This is a genomic window from Burkholderia sp. WP9 (assembly GCF_900104795.1).
Classification (GTDB): Bacteria; Pseudomonadota; Gammaproteobacteria; order Burkholderiales; family Burkholderiaceae; genus Paraburkholderia.
Map to the genome: position 1 here is coordinate 4,291,839 of NZ_FNTG01000001.1, position 17,971 is coordinate 4,309,809.

The window sequence follows — 17,971 nt, forward strand, 5'->3', positions numbered from 1 at the left end:
ACGCGCGGCAACGCTGTCAGTCAGACGAACCTGGACGAATTTTTTTAGCCATCAGGAGATAGACCATGACGATTCGCGTCGCAATCAACGGCTACGGCCGGATCGGCCGCAACACGCTGCGCGCCTTCTATGAAAACGGCAAGAAGCACGATATCGAAATCGTCGCCATCAACGATCTCGGCGATGCCAAGACCAACGCTCACCTGACGCAATACGACACTGCGCACGGCAAGTTCCCGGGCGAAGTGTCGGTGGACGGCGACTACCTGGTTGTCAACGGCGACAAGATCCGCGTGCTGGCCAACCGCAACCCGGCTGAACTGCCGTGGGGCGAGCTGAACGTCGACGTCGTGCTCGAATGCACGGGCTTTTTCACGACCAAGGAAAAGGCGAGCGCGCACATCAAGGGTGGCGCGAAGAAGGTGATCATCTCGGCGCCGGGCGGTAAAGACGTCGACGCCACGATCGTCTACGGCGTGAACCACCATGTGCTGAAGGCATCGGATACGGTGATCTCGAACGCATCGTGCACGACGAACTGCCTCGCACCGCTCGTCAAGCCGCTGAACGACAAGATCGGTCTGGTGAACGGTCTGATGACCACGATCCACGCATACACGAACGACCAGGTTCTGACGGACGTGTACCACGAAGACCTGCGCCGCGCGCGCTCGGCCACGCACAGCCAGATCCCGACCAAGACGGGCGCGGCTTCGGCGGTCGGCCTGGTGTTGCCGGAACTGAACGGCAAGCTCGACGGTTACGCGATTCGTGTTCCGACGATCAACGTGTCGGTCGTCGACCTGTCGTTCATCGCCGCGCGCGACACGACGGTCGAAGAAGTCAACGCGATCATGAAGGAAGCGTCGGAAGGCTCGCTGAAGGGCATCCTCGGCTACAACGATGCACCGCTGGTGTCGATCGACTTCAACCACAACCCGGCTTCGTCGACGTTCGACGCGACGCTGACCAAGGTGTCGGGCCGTCTGGTGAAGGTGTCGAGCTGGTACGACAACGAGTGGGGCTTCTCGAACCGCATGCTGGACACGGCTGTGGCGCTGGCCAACGCGAAGTAAATCACGGCGCTTCGTGCGCTAGCTATGCCTGCCAAAGCCGGTTTGAGTCGGCGGAGGCAGAAAAAAACCGCTCTTCGGAGCGGTTTTTTTTCGCCTACTGCGGTTGCGGAGTCGGGAAATAGACGCCGGCGCGCTGCGCGGCGTTCGAGATATGCGTTTCGATGGCCTTGCCGGCGGCGGCGGAATCGCGCGCCTTCAGCGCATCCAGAATCACGCGATGCTCGTTGTACGTGGATAGCACCAGTTCACGCCGGTAATACGGCATGCGCTGGCTTTCCTTCATGATCTCCGCGCTGCTGCTCAGGATCGACTCGATCGCCGCATTGCCGGCAATGCTGACGATCCGCATGTGGAAGTCGTAGTCGAGCCGGGCGGCTTCATCGAGTTCGTCGCAGGCGAGCGCTGTTTGCATGGCCGTGATGTTCTCTTCGAACCACGCGAGGTCGGAATCACTGACCGCGAGCGCCGCCATACGCGCGATAAAGCCTTCCAGCGCGAAGCGCATCTGATACGTATCAGGCAGTGACGATTGCTCCGCGAAGCGCCACGGTTGCGCGGCCGACGCCTGCGCGCTTTCCACGTACACACCCTTGCCAGGCCTGATTACCAGCAAACCGAGCGCTTCGAGCGTGGAGAGCGCTTCGCGCAACGAAGCGCGGCTGATGGCAAGTTCTTCGGAGAGTTGACGCTGAGCCGGCAGCAAGCTGCCTACGGGATAGACGCCCGCTTCGATCCGTTCGCGGATGGTCGCGATGGCGGCATCGGTAACGGTATGCGGGACGTTTTTCATTGTTGTCTCACTTTGGAATCGCGGTCTGACCAGCATTGTAATACGCGGTCCGAACGCTCGTGCAGCTTACCGTTTGCCGACGCCGATCCGGACTGAAAACGCTGCAAAAACAGCGGGTAAACACTGTTTTATGAAACCTTGACGCCAGTATATCGGCTTCCTACTATTCGACATAACAGCACTGGTCGGACCAGTCTGAACAGATGTGAATCGTAACCAGGAGGAAGCCGTGTTGAAATTTTTCAATTCGCTGTTTGGCCGGGTCGTCATAGCGCTGGTGGCCGGTATCGTGATCGGCGCCGTATTCCCGCATTTCGCCCAATCGCTGCGTCCGCTCGGCGATGGTTTTCTCAAGCTGATCAAGATGGTGATCGGCCCGATCGTCTTTTGCGTCGTGGTCAGCGGCATGGCGCATGCCGGCGACTTGCGCAAAGTGGGCCGCGTCGGCCTGAAGGCCGTGGTCTACTTCGAGGTGATGACGACGATCGCGCTCGTGATCGGCGCAGTCCTGGCGTACGTTACGCGTCCTGGCGTCGGCATGAATATCGATCTGCGCTCGCTGGATCCCGCGTCGCTCTCCACGTACACCGAGCACGCGAAAAGCCTGAAGGACACGGCCGGCTTCCTGCTGAAAATCATCCCCGACACCGCGATCAACGCTTTCGCCACCGGCGACATCCTGCAAATTCTGGTGTTTTCGGTGCTGTTCGGCTCGGCGCTGTCGCTGCTCGGCAATAAGGCTCAGCGCGTGAGCAGCCTGATCGACGAACTGTCGCAAGTGTTTTTCCGCGTGATGGGTTTCATCATCAAGCTCGCGCCGCTCGGCGTGCTCGGGGCGATCGCCTTCACCACCGGCACGTACGGCGTCGAATCGCTCAAGCAACTCGGCTTGCTGGTGCTCGTGTTTTACGCGAGCTGCTTCGTGTTCGTAGTCGTGGTGTTGGGCGTCGTCATGCGGCTCGCCGGCTTCAGCATCTTCAAGCTGATTCGCTACCTGCGCGAAGAGTTGTCGATCGTGCTCGGCACCGCTTCGTCCGACGCCGTGCTGCCGCAGATCATGCGCAAGCTCGAATGGATGGGCGTCAAGGATTCGACCGTCGGCCTCGTCATTCCGACCGGCTACTCGTTCAATCTGGACGGCTTTTCCATCTACCTCACGCTCGCCGTGATTTTCATCGCGCAGGCAACCAACACGCCGCTGTCGATGCACGACCTGATCGTGGTGGTGCTGGTTTCGCTGGTGACCTCGAAGGGCGCGCACGGCATTCCCGGCTCGGCCATTGTGATTCTGGCCGCCACGCTGTCCGCGATTCCGGCGATTCCCGTGCTCGGCCTCGTGCTGATCCTGCCGGTCGACTGGTTCGTCGGCATTGCGCGCGCGTTGACCAACCTGATCGGCAACTGCGTGGCGACAGTGGTGGTCGCCGTGTGGGAGAACGATATCGACCGGGCGCGCGCTCATCGCGTGCTGAATCGCGACGCGGCATTGCGCTACGTGCCGGCCGGCGACGACGCCGCGCCCGCCACTGGCGAACACGCTCCTGCCGTCTAAACCGCCTGAAATCTGCTTCCGAATCCGCGCGCGCCCACGCAGCAGCGCGCGTTCTGCGCCGGCAGAGGCTGCACATGCCGGCTCTCCTTCACTTTTTCGCGCCTGACCGAGACTAGAGACAATGGCTAATCCGATCCTCGACCCCAACGCTCCTGCTTTCACCCGTCGCTATATGAACCTCGCCGACCCGCGTCTGGGCGCGAAGGCGCTCTTCGCCAGCGACGAATTCTTCGCGCCGAAAGAACGCATGCTCGAACCGCAACCGGCGGTGTTCATTCCCGGTAAGTACGACGACCACGGCAAGTGGATGGACGGTTGGGAAACCCGCCGCAAGCGCACCACCGGTCACGATTACTGTGTGATTCGTCTCGCGCGGCCAGGCGTCGTTTACGGCGTGGATCTGGATACGAGCCACTTCACCGGCAATTTTCCGCCGGCCGCATCGATCGACGCCTGCTACGTGGAGGGTGACGTTCCGCCCGACAACGCCGACTGGCAAACGCTCGTGCCGGCGACCACGTTGCAGGGCAACCAGCACCACTACGTCGACGTCAGCGACGCGCGCGCCTTCACCCATTTGCGTGTGAATCTGTATCCGGACGGCGGCCTTGCCCGCCTACGCGTGTACGGCCAGCCGAAGCGAGATTGGGAGCGCGTCGAGCGCGGCACGCTGTTGGATCTGGCCGCCATCGAAAACGGCGCGTATCTGGTTGCCGCTAACAACCAGCACTTCGGGCCGGCCTCGCAAATGCTGATGCCTGGCCGTGGCGTCAACATGGGCGACGGCTGGGAAACGCGGCGCCGTCGCGAGCCGGGCAACGACTGGGCGATCGTCGCGTTGGCGCGGCCGGGCGTGATCCGCAAGATCGAAGTGGATACGGCGCACTTCAAGGGCAATTTCCCGGACCGCTGCTCGCTGCAAGCCGCGTCGGTGACGGGCGGCACGGACGATTCGCTCGTTACGCAGGCGATGTTCTGGCCGGTGCTGCTCGGCGAACAGAAACTGCAGATGGACCACGTCCACACCTTCGCGGACAACCTCGCGTCGCTGGGCCCGGTCACGCACGTGCGTTTCAATATCTTTCCGGACGGCGGCGTGTCGCGCCTGCGCCTGTGGGGCGAAATCGCATAACGGAGGAGCGGCGTCGATGAAGACATTGCAGATGGAACGGCTCACGCGCGCGGCTTTCGCGCCATTCGGCGACGTTATCGAACTGGACGGCGCACGGCATTTCGCCATCAATGGCGGCACGACCGAGCGTTATCACGACCTTGCCTGTGTCGACGTGACGGAGCACGGCGGGCGGCCGCTGATCAACCTGTTTCGCGCGCAGCCGCGCGCGCTGCCCGTCGAGATCACGATGATGGAGCGGCATCCGCTCGGCAGCCAGGCTTTCATTCCCTTAACGGCCGGCCGCTATCTGGTGGTGGTCGCGCCGGCCGGCGAATTCGATCCGTCGCAAATGCGCGCCTTCTGGACCGATGCGTGGCAGGGCGTGAACTATGCGAAAGGCGTGTGGCATCACCCGTTGCTCGCGCTCGATCGGGTGAGCGATTTCGTGGTGGTCGATCGTGGCGGCGAGCAGCCTAATTGCGACGAATTGTCATTGGTAGAGCCGTGGCGGCTGACGTTCGAACCGAGCGCCGAGCTGGTGGAGTAGGGGCGCCAACAGCCTGCGCACAGACCGTGCCGCAGATGCAAAAAGACCCGGCCGATGCGAATCGGCCGGGTCTTTTTTTGCCCGCCGGAGCGCGCGCCCCAGCGCGGCCGGCCTCGCGTCAATGCTTGCGATGCGGGCAGTTCTCCTTGGTGCAGGCGCCGTACAAGGCCAACGCGTGTTCCTGCAGCTTGAAGCCGCGTTCCTTCGCGATGGACTGCTGACGGCTCTCGATTTCGGAATCGAAAAATTCTTCGACGAGCCCGCAATCGAGACACACGAGGTGGTCGTGGTGCGACCCCTCATTCAGTTCGAACACCGCTTTACCCGACTCGAAATTGCTGCGCGAGAGCAGGCCGGCCTGCTCGAATTGCGTCAGCACGCGATACACGGTTGCAAGCCCGATATCGAGTTCTTCGTGCAGCAGGTTGCGGTACACATCTTCAGCCGTCAGGTGACGCACCGGGCTGTGCTGGAAAATCTCAAGGATTTTGAGGCGCGGAAGGGTCGCCTTGAGCCCGATATTCTTGAGATCGGTTGGATTGGTCATGACAAGGGATCCCTAGAGTACAATGCTGGGCTCTCATAGTAATGTGTTTTTGGCGTTCTGGTCATCTTCGATGGAATGAAACTCGCGCGGCTCGTCAGCGGGCCCGCACGGTGAGTGAAATGATTTCAAAATCTCAATTGATCTACCGGGGGAGCCGCATGCGGGGTACCTTGATCGCTGTTGCGACTGTCGCGGTTCTTGCCGGATGTTCCACTTACGACAGCCTGACACAGCGTATTGCCCAAAGCATCACGCCGTACCGTATCACGGTGGTGCAAGGCAATTTCGTCTCGAAAGAAGCGGCTGCACAGATGCAGGTCGGCTTGACCCGCGCGCAGGTCAAGCAATTGCTCGGCACGCCGCTCCTGACCGACATGTTCCACGCGGACCGCTGGGACTACGTGTTCTATTTCAAGCGTGGCTCGACGAGTGTCGTCCAGCAGCGCGACTTCGTGGTCATGTTCGCGGGCGACCGCGTCGCCAGCTGGTCGGGTGGTGACGATCTGCCGTCCAACCTCGAATTGCTGGCCGAAATCGACGGCGACAAGCTGGGCAAGAAGAAGGCCGCCACTGCCGTGGCGAGCGGCGCGAGTGGCGCGAGCGATGCAGCCGCGGCGGCGCCGGTCACGCTGGACACCGTGCGTTCGCCGTCCGTCGCTGGCGCTGCCGGCGCGGCGACGCCGTCAACGGACGCCAACGCGGAAGCCGCGCAAGCCGCCAATCGTGCGACCAATGCGGTGCAGCTGTCGCCCGCGCGTCCGAGTGTGCCGAGCGCGCCGACGGCGAACGGCGGCGGCATCCCGCAGCAAAGCCCCACGGGCAATGGGCAGCCGCAGTTCCAGTTCCATCGTCCGCCGCCGCCGCAGAATCCGGGTACGGACAACAGCAATCCGGTCGGACCGACGGGCCCGCAGAGCAGCAACGGCGGCCCGACGCACAACGCGCCGCTGACCTCGTCCTCGTCTACGGGAACGGGCGGCTAATTGCGCTGTCCCTGTCTTAAGACTCATCCTTAAGACTCACGCTTGAGACGAACGCCGCGCACGGGCAGCCGCAGTGCGCGGCGTCCGTGCGGTTCTCTGCTTTTTCAGTCATGCGCGGCGCACGGGTGCTGCCCGCCGCCGCTTTCGCCCGCCTTTGCCGGGTTTTGCCTTTTCGAACCCTCGTAGCCATGAAAATTGCCATTGCTGGCGCATCGGGCCGTATGGGCCGCATGCTCATCGAAACAGTCCTCAACGATACCGACGCCACGCTGTCCGGCGCACTCGATCGCGCGGGCTCCCCGCAACTCGGCCAGGACGCCGGCGCGTTTCTCGGCAAACAGACGGGCGTCATGCTAACCGACGATGTCGAGCGCGTATTCGCCGAATCCGACTACCTGATCGACTTCACGCGCCCCGAAGGCACGCTGATGCATCTCGAAGCGGCGCAGCGTCACAACGTGAAAATGGTGATCGGCACCACCGGCTTCGACAACGAACAGAAGGCGCAACTGCGCGCCGCGGCGGACAAGATCGCCATCATGTTTGCGTCGAACATGAGCGTCGGCGTGAACGTCACGCTGAAGCTGCTCGAATATGCCGCGAAGCACTTCGCGACGGGCTACGACATCGAGATCATCGAGGCGCATCACCGTCACAAGGTCGACGCGCCGTCCGGCACGGCGTTGACCATGGGCGAAGTGATCGCCAACGCGCTCGGCCGCAATCTCGACGACTGCGCGGTCTACAGCCGCGAAGGCGTCACCGGCGAACGCGACCCGTCCACGATCGGTTTTTCGGCGATTCGCGGCGGCGACATTGTCGGCGACCATACGGTGCTGTTTGCGGGCATCGGCGAGCGCATCGAAATCACGCACAAATCGGCGAGCCGTCTGTCGTATGCGCAAGGCGCGCTTCGTGCTGTCCGTTTCCTCGAAGGCCACTCCACCGGCTTTTTCGACATGCAGGACGTACTCGGCCTGCGTTGAACGCTGAATTCAACGCTGTGTCCGACGTATTCTGAGCGAAGGCCGGGGGCACGGCGTCTCCCGGCACCCTCCTGAAATCACTACTCCACGGCGAGGTCAGATGGCAGGCAGCAGCGGCATCATCCATTACCTGCAAACCAGCGACGCGATCACGCATGGCGTCGCTTACGTGCTGCTGGCCATGTCGATTGCGAGCTGGTGCTTTCTGATCGTCAAAAGTTGGATCCTCACGCGCGCGAAACGTCAGGCCACGCGCGCGATCGCGCAGTTCTGGCAGGCGCCCACGTTGTCCGAAGGAGTCGTGGCGCTCAGGCGCGCGGACCGCGAACGGGTCTTCACACCGCTTGCGGAAGCGGCGCTTCATGCGGCCGAAGTGGATATTCCGGGCGCGCTGCTCGCCCGCGTCGAGCGTGGCGAGCGGGTGCTGCGGGCGTTGCGCCAGGCGCTGAATGCTTCACAGCGGCGGCTCGAATTCGGCCAGGTGCTGCTGGCCTCGGTGGGCAGCACGGCGCCTTTCGTCGGCTTGCTCGGCACCGTGTGGGGCATCTATCACGCGCTCGGCAGCATTGCGGCGAGCGGTCAGGCGCAGATCGAAAATGTCGCCGGGCCGGTCGGCGAGGCGCTCATCATGACCGCTTTCGGCCTCGTGGTCGCGATTCCGGCGGTGCTCGCGTACAACGTGCTCGGCCGGCTGGTGCGGCAGTTGTCGGAAGAGCTCGACGGCTTTGCGCACGACCTGCACGCCTACGTGTGCGCGCCGGCGGAACAGGTTCCAGCGCACGCGCGCGCCCACCAGGCCTCGACCCACTAAGCGCGCCGCTCAGGCAGAAGGAGGCGACATGGCATTCGGCGGACTCGAGAAAAAGCAGACGGCCGCGCCCATGGCCGAGATCAACATGACGCCGCTGATCGACGTGATGCTGGTGCTGCTGGTGATTTTTATCATTACCGCGCCTTTGTTCACGCACGCGATCCGGCTCGATTTGCCGAAAGTCGCGGCCGCGCCCGCGCGCGAGACGTCGCAAACCATTTCCCTTTCCATCGACGCCGCCGGCAAACTCTATTGGAACGGCACCGTCATCACGCTCGAGCAGATGCGCGCGCGCTTCGCGCAAGCGGGCAAGCAGAGCGACCAGCCAGAGATCCATCTGAGCGCCGAGCGCTCCACGCGCTACGAGGTGATCGCGCAGGTCATGGGCGCGGCGCAGCAGGCCGGCCTCGAGCGGATCGGTTTCGTGACCGACCCGCCGCCGCCGGCTGCCAAGCCGTAGGCGCGGCGTACCCGTCCGCGGACGGTATAATCAGCCCTTTCCCCCGCAGAAGGGGAATCAACGCCATTTCATCCAGCAGAGCACCAGGCCCGGTGCGAAAGCACCGAACCCAGCGATCCCATCACACCATGCACGAAAAATACGTTCCCTCCGACGTCGAATCCGCCGCGCAAGGGCAATGGCGCGCCATCGACGCGTACAAGACGACGGAAGTCACCGACAAGCCCAAGTTCTATTGCGTCTCGATGCTGCCGTACCCGTCGGGCAAGCTGCACATGGGTCACGTGCGCAATTACACGATCAACGACGTGATGTACCGCTATCTGCGGATGAACGGCTACAACGTGCTGATGCCAATGGGTTGGGACGCGTTCGGCATGCCGGCGGAAAACGCCGCGATGGCCAACAACGTGCCGCCCGCGCAGTGGACCTACGACAACATCGCTTACATGAAGAAGCAGATGCAGTCCATGGGCCTCGCGATCGACTGGTCGCGCGAAGTCGCGACCTGCAGCCCCGACTACTACAAGTGGAACCAGTGGCTGTTCCTGAAGATGCTGGAAAAGGGCATCGCGTACAAGAAAACCGGCACCGTCAACTGGGATCCGGTCGATCAGACCGTGCTCGCCAACGAGCAGGTGATCGACGGCCGCGGCTGGCGTTCGGGCGCGCTCGTCGAAAAGCGCGAAATCCCGATGTACTACATGCGCATCACGCAGTACGCGGACGAGCTGCTGAACGACCTCGACGGCCTCGGCTGGCCCGAGCGCGTCAAGATCATGCAGCAGAACTGGATCGGCAAGAGCTTCGGCGTGAACTTCGGCTTCCCGTACGAGATCGACGGTGAACAGAAGCTGCTGCGCGTGTTCACCACGCGCGCCGACACGATCATGGGCGTCACCTTCTGCGCGGTCGCCGCCGAGCATCCGCTCGCCACGCGCCTTGCGCAAGACAAGCCAGAACTGCAGGCCTTCATCGAGGAATGCAAGCGCGGCGGCGTGGCTGAAGCCGACGTCGCGACCATGGAAAAGAAGGGCATGGCCACCGGCTTCACCGTCACGCATCCGCTGACGCAGGAGCAGGTCGAAGTGTGGATCGGCAACTACGTGCTGATGAGCTACGGCGAAGGCGCGGTGATGGGCGTGCCGGCGCACGACGAGCGCGACTTTGCGTTCGTGAAGAAATACGGTCTGCCGATCAAGCAGGTGATCGCGGTTGAAGGCAAGGAATACTCGACCGATGCCTGGCAGGAATGGTACGGCGAGAAGACCGGCACGCTGATCAACAGCGGCAAATACGACGGCCTTAACTATGAGCAGGCAGTCGACCGCATCGCCGCCGACCTGAAGGAACTCGGCCTCGGCGACAAGCAGATCACGTGGCGTCTGCGTGACTGGGGCGTGTCGCGCCAGCGCTACTGGGGCACGCCGATTCCGATCATCCACTGCCCCACGTGCGGCGACGTGCCGGTGCCGGAAAAAGATCTGCCGGTGGTGCTGCCGGAAGACCTCGTGCCGGACGGCACGGGCAATCCGCTCGCCAAGTCTGAAGCGTTCGTGAACTGCACCTGCCCGACCTGCGGCGGCGCGGCCAAACGCGAAACCGACACGATGGACACCTTCGTCGATTCGTCGTGGTACTTCTACCGCTATGCGTCGCCGGGTGCGAAGACCATGGTCGACGAGCGCACCGACTACTGGGCGCCAATGGACCAGTACATCGGCGGCATCGAGCATGCGATTCTTCACCTGTTGTACTCGCGCTTCTGGGCGAAGGTGATGCGCGACCTCGGGCTGATCAAGTTCGGCGAGCCGGCCAAGAACCTGTTGACGCAGGGCATGGTGCTCAACGAAACCTACTATCGTGAAAACGAAGCGGGCAAGAAGACCTGGTACAACCCGGCCGACGTGACCGTCTCGTTCGACGACAAGGGCCGCCCGGTCGGCGCGATCCTCAACGCGGACGGCCAGCCGGTGGTGCTCGGCGGCGTCGAGAAAATGTCGAAGTCGAAGAACAACGGCGTCGATCCGCAATTGCTGATCGATCAGCACGGCGCGGACACCGCGCGTCTGTTCGTCATGTTCGCCGCACCGCCCGAGCAGTCGCTCGAATGGTCCGGCTCGGGCGTGGAAGGCGCGAGCCGCTTCCTGCGCCGCGTGTGGAGTTTCAGTCAAACGAACGAAGCCGCGTTGCGCCAGGGCGGCACGTTCGACGCCGCGCAACTGAGCGACGTCGAGAAAACCTTGCGCCGCGAGATTTACAGCGTGCTGAAGCAGGCCGACTTCGACTATCAGCGTCTGCAATACAACACGGTGGTGTCGGCCGCGATGAAGATGCTCAACGCGCTCGACAGCGCGAAGGGCGCCCGTCCGGCCGTGCTGCGCGAAACCTGCAGCGTGATGCTGCGCGTGTTGTATCCGGTCGTGCCGCACCTCACGTTCCAGTTGTGGCAGGAACTCGGTTACGCCGACGAACTCGGCTCGCTGCTCGACGCGCCGTGGCCGAAGGTCGACGAGAAGGCGCTGGAGCAGTCCGAGATCGAACTCGTGCTGCAGGTGAACGGCAAGGTGCGCGGCGCGATCACGGTGGCCAAAGACGCCTCGCGTGAAGCGATCGAACAGCTTGCGGCCGCTCACGAGATGGTCGCCAAGTTCAGCGAAGGCAAGGCGCCCAAGAAGATCATCGTGGTGCCGGGTCGTCTCGTGAACGTGGTCGTGTGAGGATCAACGAAGACATGACAGCAGGCAGGACGCCGCCGCGCGCGGCGGCGCTTGTCCGCGCTGCGGAATCTACTGCGAACCAGGAGCCAATGTGACTCGCAGATCGTTTTTGACGCTGGCTTGCAGCGTGCTGATGTTGTCCGCCTGCGGCTTCCAGCTGCGCGGCCAGCAGGACTACGCATTCAAACGCCTCTTTATCGCCGGCGGTTCTCCATCGGCGGCCGCGCGCTTGACGCGTATCGTGCAAGGCGGCAGCGACACGGTCGTGGTCACGTCGGTCGCGAATGCCGACGCCACCTTGCAGATCACCGAAGGCCGTGGCACCAGCACGCTGACGCTGAACTCGCTGGGCGCGGTCGAAGAGTACGCACTGAATCTTTCGATGACCTATTCGCTAACGGCCAAGGACGGCACGCTGCTGATTCCGCCGAGCGTGATCGCGCTGAACCGCGCGATGACCTATAGCGATCAATATTCGCAAGCGAAAGCCGCCGAAAGCGAAATTCTCTTCGCCGATATGGAAAACGACGCGATCGACCAGCTCACGCGACGTCTGTCTGTCGTTCGCACGATGCACCCGGCGCCGGGCCAGGAAGTGCCGTCGATTGCGCCGCGCGCGCCGTTGCCGCCGCCGCCGCTGTGAGCGTCGTGCCGCGTTGTTTGTTTCGCTTAATGTGCCGCACCTGTTCAACCTCGCCGATCGGTAGCCATGCAACTGCGACTTGACGCGCTCGAAGCGCATCTCGCCAAGGGACTCGCCGGACTGTACGTCGTGTACGGCGACGAGCACCTGCTCGCGCAGGAAGCGTGCGACCGGATTCGCGCCACCGCGCGCGCGGCCGGCTTCACCGATCGCTCGGTGTTCACCGTGGAGCGCGGGTTCGACTGGAGTTCGCTGCTGGGCGCGAGCCAGTCGATGTCGCTGTTCGGCGACCGTCAACTGGTCGAGTTGCGCATTCCGTCTGGCAAGCCAGGCAAGGAAGGCGCGGACGCGCTGAAAGCGCTGGCCGCCGCCGTGAACGACGACGTGCTCACCATGATCACGCTGCCGCGGCTCGATGCGGCCACGCAGAAGTCCGCATGGTTCACGGCGTTGTCCGACGCGGGCGTCGCGCTGAAAATCGATCCGGTCGAGCGTGCGCAGTTGCCGAATTGGGTTGGCCAGCGGCTCGCTGCCCAAGGGCAACGTGTAGCCGCCGGAGAAGAAGGGCGGCGCGCATTGGCCTTTATCGCCGAGCGTGTGGAGGGCAATCTGCTTGCCGCGCATCAGGAAATCCAGAAGCTCGGGCTGCTGTATCCGGCCGGGTCGCTGAGCTTCGAGCAGGTTCAGGACGCCGTGCTCAACGTCGCCCGTTATGACGTTTTCAAGTTGAACGAAGCGATGCTGGCCGGCGACGTCGGCCGCCTGTCGCGTATGCTCGACGGTTTGCGCGGCGAAGGCGAGGCCGCGGTGCTGGTGCTGTGGGCGGTCGTGGAAGAACTCCGCACGCTGCTGCGCATCAAACGCGGCGTAGCGGCCGGCAAGCCGCTCGCGATGCTGGTGCGCGAGAACCGCGTATGGGGTCCGCGCGAACGGTTGATCGGTCCGGCCCTGTCGCGGGTCAGCGAGGGCACGCTGGAAAAGGCGCTTGCGCTGGCGGCGCGGCTGGATCGGCAGGTCAAAGGTTTGTCGGGCGGCACGCCGGGCAATCATCGCAACGATCCGCCGCCTGATCCGTGGGATGGCCTGTTCGAATTGGCCATGACGGTGGCGGCGCCGAAAACGTCGCCCGTGCCACCGCCACGACCTCGGCCTGGAACTGCTGCACCGGCACGAAGGCCGGCCTGAACGGCAACGCCAGGCCAGCCGGCAAGCTGTGAGGGCGCTTTTGAGTCGCTCATGAGGCACCCTTGAATCGCCATTGAATCGCATCGTGATGTCTTCCTGAAGCGCGAGTGAACCGGCAAGCCTGCTGCGTTCCTCGTGCGCCGGGGTGAAGAACAACCCGCCCGGCGGCAAGCAAAGCGCCTTCGCCCGACTTACAATCGCTTAATCTTTCGCTCATTCTGTCCGTCCGCCGCACCTCGATGTGCGCGGCACCACGAGAATCTCCATGGATATCGACCAGTACATGACCGACCTCGGCCGTCGCGCCCGCCAAGCATCGAGGGCTATGGCGCGGGCGTCGACGGCGGCGAAGAACGCCGCGCTCGCAGCCGTCGCCGAGGCGATCGAGCGCGACGCCGCCTCGCTCAAAGAAGCGAATGCGCGCGACGTGGCCAAGGCTCGCGAGAAAGGCCATGACGCCGCGTTCATCGACCGTTTGACGCTGTCGGACAAAGCGCTGAAGACGATGGTGGAAGGTCTGCGGCAAGTCGCCGCGCTGGCCGATCCGATCGGCGAGATCAGCAATCTGAAGTACCGGCCGAGCGGCATTCAGGTCGGTCAGATGCGCGTGCCGCTCGGCGTGATCGGCATCATCTACGAATCGCGTCCGAACGTGACGATCGACGCCGCGGCGCTCTGCCTCAAGTCGGGCAACGCCACGATTCTGCGCGGCGGTTCCGAAGCGCTCGAATGCAATACGGCGCTGGCGAAGCTGATCGGCGAGGGTCTCGAAGCCGCAGGTCTGCCGCAGGACGCCGTGCAAGTGGTGGCCACCTCGGACCGCGCGGCGGTCGGCAAGCTGATCACCATGACGGAGTACGTCGACGTAATCGTGCCGCGCGGCGGCAAGAGCCTGATCGAGCGCCTGATGAACGAAGCGCGCGTGCCGATGATCAAGCACCTCGACGGCATCTGCCACGTGTACGTGGACGATCGCGCGGATCTGACCAAGGCGCTGACCGTTTGCGACAACGCCAAGACGCACCGCTACGGCACCTGCAATACGATGGAAACGCTGCTGGTCGCACGCGGTATCGCGGCTCAAGTGCTGCCGCCTTTGGGCAAGCTGTATCGCGACAAGGAAGTCGAACTGCGGGTGGACGCCGCGGCGCGCGCCGTGCTGGCGGATGCGGGCGTGGGCCCGCTTGTCGATGCGACCGAAGAAGACTGGCGCACCGAATATCTCGCGCCGGTGCTGGCGATCAAGGTGGTGGACGATCTCGATGCGGCAATCGAGCACATCAACGAGTACAGCTCGCAGCACACCGACGCGATCGTTACCGAAGACCATGATCGCGCGATGCGCTTCCTGCGCGAAGTGGACTCGGCGAGCGTGATGGTCAATGCGTCGACGCGTTTTGCCGATGGCTTCGAATTCGGCCTGGGCGCGGAGATCGGCATCTCGAACGACAAGCTGCATGCGCGCGGTCCGGTGGGACTCGAAGGGCTGACGTCGATGAAATACGTCGTGCTCGGGCACGGCGAAGGCCGTCAATAAGGGCGCCTTCGCGGGTTCGTCTTTCGTAGAAGCGCGCTGATGCGCGCGCTTCTCTTTACGCCAATACGCTGCACAAGGATCGTCGATGCTTTGGGTCAAAACGTTTCATATCGTCCTGGTTGCTTCGTGGTTCGCCGGCCTGTTCTATCTGCCGCGCATCTTCGTCAATCTGGCGATGGAAACGGAACCCGCGGCCACGGCGCGTCTGTTGACGATGGCGCGCAAGCTGTTTCGCTTCATGACGTTTATCGCGGTGCCGGCGCTGGCATGTGGACTGTGGCTTTGGCTCGTGATTGGTATCGGCAGCGGGCAGGGGTGGATTCACGCGAAGGTCGGTGTGGTGGTGCTGCTGATCGGGTATCACGCGTACTGCGGTGTGTTGCTGCGGACGTTCGAGCGCGGTGAGAATCGTCGGTCGGATAAGTGGTATCGGATGTTCAACGAACTGCCGGTGCTGGGGATGCTCGCGGCGGTGGCGTTGGTGGTGATCAAGCCGTTTTAGGACGGGGCGAGCTTTCGGTGGGTTCGTTCGTCAGGCTGCGGGCTTGGGTTGGATGAAGGGCGGTTTGCTGGATTCGGCAAACTGCCTTTTTTTATGGTCGGTGCTGATGTGCGACGCGTTGTCTTAGGCCGAATGGCTAGCGCGGTCGTGAGGCTATATTGGGACGGCCAATGCGCGTGTGGGCTGAATTATAATTTCCGAACCACTGGCACCAACCGGTGGTCAGGTTTAGCAGCCTGTGCCGAAAACCGCACACCCGCCGAGGCGGGGCGTGCGTCTGCCTCTGCACGTCTCATTTCCATGGGCGGGCCGTGGTGGGGAGCCGAAAGGCTCGCCGGTATGTTTTTGGCCCGGTCTGCTAACCCGCTACGTGCCCGCTCACCCTCCTTGCAAGCGAGTGTCGGGCGATCCAGTTAAGTTTCAGGAGATCGCACCATGAGCAAGTCCATCAAAAATCAACCCGCCTCACGCCGCCAGTCGATGCCTTGCAGTACGAAAAGCTCGCGTTGTCCGCATTTGGTTCGTGCGAACGGCAGTTGACTCAACTTAACCGTTTGGCCACGCTTGCGACCTCGATATATAGGAATCCTGCATTGACCCACCACGAACGACGCAGCCGGCAAGTGCTGCTCGAACTGCTGGTTGAAACGTGCGAGGAATACGAGCGGGAAGTGGAAGGCGACCGCGAGCTGTATCAGGTGATTGCGCTCGATGCGAAGGGCGTCGCGCATCGGCGGATTACGGCGGGTGCAGCGGCGAAGTTGCTGGCGGAGGCGGGGCAGAAACCGAAAAAAGACAAGCCGATCGTTGGACGGGGCGTGCCAGCGACGCGCAGATCGGCGGAGAGTAAAACCGATGTGACGGCGTACTGAGATTGACTGTCGATTAGCTCTATAAATGAAAAGAGGCGCGACCGGTCGCGCCTGTTAGGTCCTTGGCTCAGCGCTATTGAACGCCTATGCGCTATCTCAGCGCGTCGTAGTTGACGACGCCACACGCCATGCATCTCCGCGTCGCACATACAGATTGGTGAAAAGCATTAGCGGTTGTTTTCATGCCGGCGCTCGGTGTGTAGTGGTTGACTCCGGAAACCATCGCGACATTTCCAAAGACTCGCACCTTCAGTTCGCCGAGCGTTTTGCGCGGACCTAGGCAGAAACATCGGCGCGAGCAGGACGTCGGCCTTCGTACGACGCGCACCGTTAGCCATCGTCTCGACGAACGAATCGTCGAGCAGTTGGTCGAGCGTCGCGCGGTCGCCGCGAATGATAGGCTGAGGACAGTCAGGAAGGTAGGTGTTTCATGATCTATATCCGCTGAATGGGCGACTCTAGGTCTCTTAGGTTGGTTTGCCAGATCACCTTGGATCGCCACCTACAAGCGCATCGGCTTTGCGGCGGCGCTCAGGCCGCCGCGTTTGACTCATCGACGAGTCATTTGCGATGACACGACACGCCAGCCGTCGACTCTGCGCACGAAGACATCGGTAAACGAATAGTCCACCGGCTGAACGGTAGGGCCCGGCTTGAAATGATTGGTGCCGATGACGATGGCCATGTCGCCGTTCACATGCACGTCCACATCCATCAAGACTTGCGATGACCCCCGCGGCGGTGGCGGCGCGAGCAGCACATCGGATTTGCTGCGGCGCTGGCCGTTAGGAGAAGTTTCCACAAATGAATCGTCAAGAAGCTTGTCCATCGTGGCGCGGTTGGTGGTTAGGATTGCTTGGATCCAGGTTTGCTCCATTGCCTTCAATGTCGCTTCGTCGTTATCGGCAGCGAATGCGCGGGGTGCGGTAAAGCATAGTGTTAGGAGAGTTAGCGCGAGATAGGAGCGGGATTTCATAATAGATAACATTATCAATATTAATTGGCGTTGGAGCGATAAATGCGCTTTTTCGAAGATATCCGCTGATTAAGCAAATTGCTTTCGCGGTCTTTAGAAAATAAAGGCGCGAAGTGCGCGACGGACCAAGCGATTGTAAAAATTCTAGTATTTTTGTTGAGGTTTGATTGTAGGAGAAATCCTAATTTCTTCGTTCACGATGAAGTCCATCTAGCTAGTCTGCGGCTATTGATAAATATGCAAGATCGCGAGCGCGAAAGTCTTGTGTGGTGGGAATTCCCGCTGCTGAAGGTGATCCGCTGCTAAGAGCGCCTAGAGAAGATTCGGAAAGTCTTAAAAATTCGCTGTTGTTTAGGAGGTGTCCTATTCAACGCCTATTCGGCGGTGCCTATATTTGCGACCTTGCTTCAAGGTTTATTGAGGTGGTCGGATGAAATTTAGACCGTTTCCGCTGTTGGTCGATGTCCGAGCAACCCTCAGAGGCGACAACGCAATGCTGAGTATGTCACCGCAAATTAAATAGGCGAAATTGTGAATAAATCATACAAAACAGTCTGGAATGAGACCACCGGTACCTACGTCGCGGCACCTGAAGTAGCAAAGAGCCGTGGGAAGAAGAGTCCTTCTTCCAGAACACTTATGGTGGCACTCATGGCGGCTGGAGCCGGCA

Annotated in this window: 16 protein-coding genes and 2 pseudogenes; 15 read left to right on the forward strand and 3 right to left on the reverse strand. The window is 62.1% G+C overall.

Annotation, left to right across the window (positions count from 1 at the left end; translation table 11 throughout):
- Positions 1 to 65 precede the first annotated feature (65 nt).
- Entirely contained in the window at positions 66 to 1,076 is a 1,011-nt protein-coding gene (gene gap, locus BLW71_RS19180) for a type I glyceraldehyde-3-phosphate dehydrogenase (RefSeq protein WP_091799102.1), read from the forward strand.
- A gap of 94 nt (positions 1,077 to 1,170) precedes the next feature.
- Here gap and BLW71_RS19185 read toward each other — a convergent pair whose 3' ends face one another.
- Positions 1,171 to 1,866 carry a FadR/GntR family transcriptional regulator gene (locus tag BLW71_RS19185; protein ID WP_091799105.1) on the reverse strand — a complete coding sequence of 232 codons (696 nt, stop codon included), beginning with the start codon at positions 1,864 to 1,866 and terminating at the stop codon, positions 1,171 to 1,173.
- Positions 1,867 to 2,095: 229 nt separating this feature from the next.
- Here BLW71_RS19185 and BLW71_RS19190 point away from each other — a divergent pair, with 229 nt between their 5' ends.
- The 3 genes from BLW71_RS19190 to BLW71_RS19200 all read left to right on the forward strand — a co-directional run bounded on the left by BLW71_RS19190 (position 2,096) and on the right by BLW71_RS19200 (position 5,079).
- Positions 2,096 to 3,418: a C4-dicarboxylate transporter DctA gene (locus BLW71_RS19190; protein WP_091799108.1), complete on the forward strand. Its 1,323-nt coding sequence runs from the start codon at positions 2,096 to 2,098 to the stop codon at positions 3,416 to 3,418.
- A 121-nt stretch (positions 3,419 to 3,539) separates the two neighbouring features.
- Positions 3,540 to 4,550, forward strand: a complete 1,011-nt coding sequence (gene alc / locus BLW71_RS19195) for an allantoicase (RefSeq protein ID WP_091799112.1) — start codon at positions 3,540 to 3,542, stop codon at positions 4,548 to 4,550.
- 16 nt (positions 4,551 to 4,566) lie between these two features.
- The gene (locus tag BLW71_RS19200; protein WP_091799115.1) at positions 4,567 to 5,079 is read left to right on the forward strand and encodes an ureidoglycolate lyase; all 513 of its coding nucleotides are present in this window, start codon (positions 4,567 to 4,569) and stop codon (positions 5,077 to 5,079) included.
- Between the two features lie 118 nt (positions 5,080 to 5,197).
- Here BLW71_RS19200 and fur read toward each other — a convergent pair whose 3' ends face one another.
- A complete protein-coding gene (fur, locus tag BLW71_RS19205; RefSeq protein ID WP_012434340.1) occupies positions 5,198 to 5,626 on the reverse strand; it encodes a ferric iron uptake transcriptional regulator in 429 nt (142 codons plus the stop codon).
- Positions 5,627 to 5,784: 158 nt separating this feature from the next.
- Between fur and BLW71_RS19210 the strand changes: the two genes are divergently transcribed.
- From BLW71_RS19210 to BLW71_RS19255, 10 genes and pseudogenes are all read left to right on the forward strand, one after another.
- Entirely contained in the window at positions 5,785 to 6,609 is an 825-nt protein-coding gene (locus tag BLW71_RS19210) for an outer membrane protein assembly factor BamE (protein ID WP_091799118.1), read from the forward strand.
- Positions 6,610 to 6,797: 188 nt separating this feature from the next.
- Positions 6,798 to 7,595: a 4-hydroxy-tetrahydrodipicolinate reductase gene (gene dapB, locus BLW71_RS19215; RefSeq protein ID WP_091799121.1), complete on the forward strand. Its 798-nt coding sequence runs from the start codon at positions 6,798 to 6,800 to the stop codon at positions 7,593 to 7,595.
- A gap of 100 nt (positions 7,596 to 7,695) precedes the next feature.
- The gene (locus BLW71_RS19220) at positions 7,696 to 8,406 is read left to right on the forward strand and encodes a MotA/TolQ/ExbB proton channel family protein (RefSeq protein WP_091799125.1); all 711 of its coding nucleotides are present in this window, start codon (positions 7,696 to 7,698) and stop codon (positions 8,404 to 8,406) included.
- 28 nt (positions 8,407 to 8,434) lie between these two features.
- Positions 8,435 to 8,866, forward strand: a complete 432-nt coding sequence (locus BLW71_RS19225; protein WP_091799129.1) for an ExbD/TolR family protein — start codon at positions 8,435 to 8,437, stop codon at positions 8,864 to 8,866.
- 128 nt (positions 8,867 to 8,994) lie between these two features.
- The gene (gene leuS, locus BLW71_RS19230; RefSeq protein ID WP_091799132.1) at positions 8,995 to 11,586 is read left to right on the forward strand and encodes a leucine--tRNA ligase; all 2,592 of its coding nucleotides are present in this window, start codon (positions 8,995 to 8,997) and stop codon (positions 11,584 to 11,586) included.
- Between the two features lie 91 nt (positions 11,587 to 11,677).
- Complete coding sequence (locus BLW71_RS19235) at positions 11,678 to 12,229, forward strand: LPS-assembly lipoprotein LptE (RefSeq protein WP_091799135.1); 552 nt, start codon at positions 11,678 to 11,680, stop codon at positions 12,227 to 12,229.
- Positions 12,230 to 12,295: 66 nt separating this feature from the next.
- Complete coding sequence (gene holA / locus BLW71_RS19240; protein WP_091799139.1) at positions 12,296 to 13,414, forward strand: DNA polymerase III subunit delta; 1,119 nt, start codon at positions 12,296 to 12,298, stop codon at positions 13,412 to 13,414.
- Positions 13,415 to 13,679: 265 nt separating this feature from the next.
- Positions 13,680 to 14,951, forward strand: a complete 1,272-nt coding sequence (locus BLW71_RS19245; protein WP_091799142.1) for a glutamate-5-semialdehyde dehydrogenase — start codon at positions 13,680 to 13,682, stop codon at positions 14,949 to 14,951.
- 85 nt (positions 14,952 to 15,036) lie between these two features.
- Positions 15,037 to 15,453 (forward strand): CopD family protein, encoded by a 417-nt coding sequence (locus BLW71_RS19250; protein ID WP_007180398.1) that lies wholly within the window; start codon positions 15,037 to 15,039, stop codon positions 15,451 to 15,453.
- A 435-nt stretch (positions 15,454 to 15,888) separates the two neighbouring features.
- Positions 15,889 to 16,325, forward strand: a pseudogene (locus BLW71_RS19255) (hypothetical protein).
- Between the two features lie 550 nt (positions 16,326 to 16,875).
- Here the strand turns inward: BLW71_RS19255 and BLW71_RS19260 are convergent.
- Positions 16,876 to 17,301, reverse strand: a complete 426-nt coding sequence (locus tag BLW71_RS19260) for a nuclear transport factor 2 family protein (RefSeq protein ID WP_091799145.1) — start codon at positions 17,299 to 17,301, stop codon at positions 16,876 to 16,878.
- A gap of 531 nt (positions 17,302 to 17,832) precedes the next feature.
- Between BLW71_RS19260 and BLW71_RS42950 the strand changes: the two are divergent.
- Positions 17,833 to 17,967 (forward strand): annotated as a pseudogene (locus BLW71_RS42950) (ESPR domain-containing protein); the annotation flags it as partial.
- Positions 17,968 to 17,971: the final 4 nt, after the last annotated feature.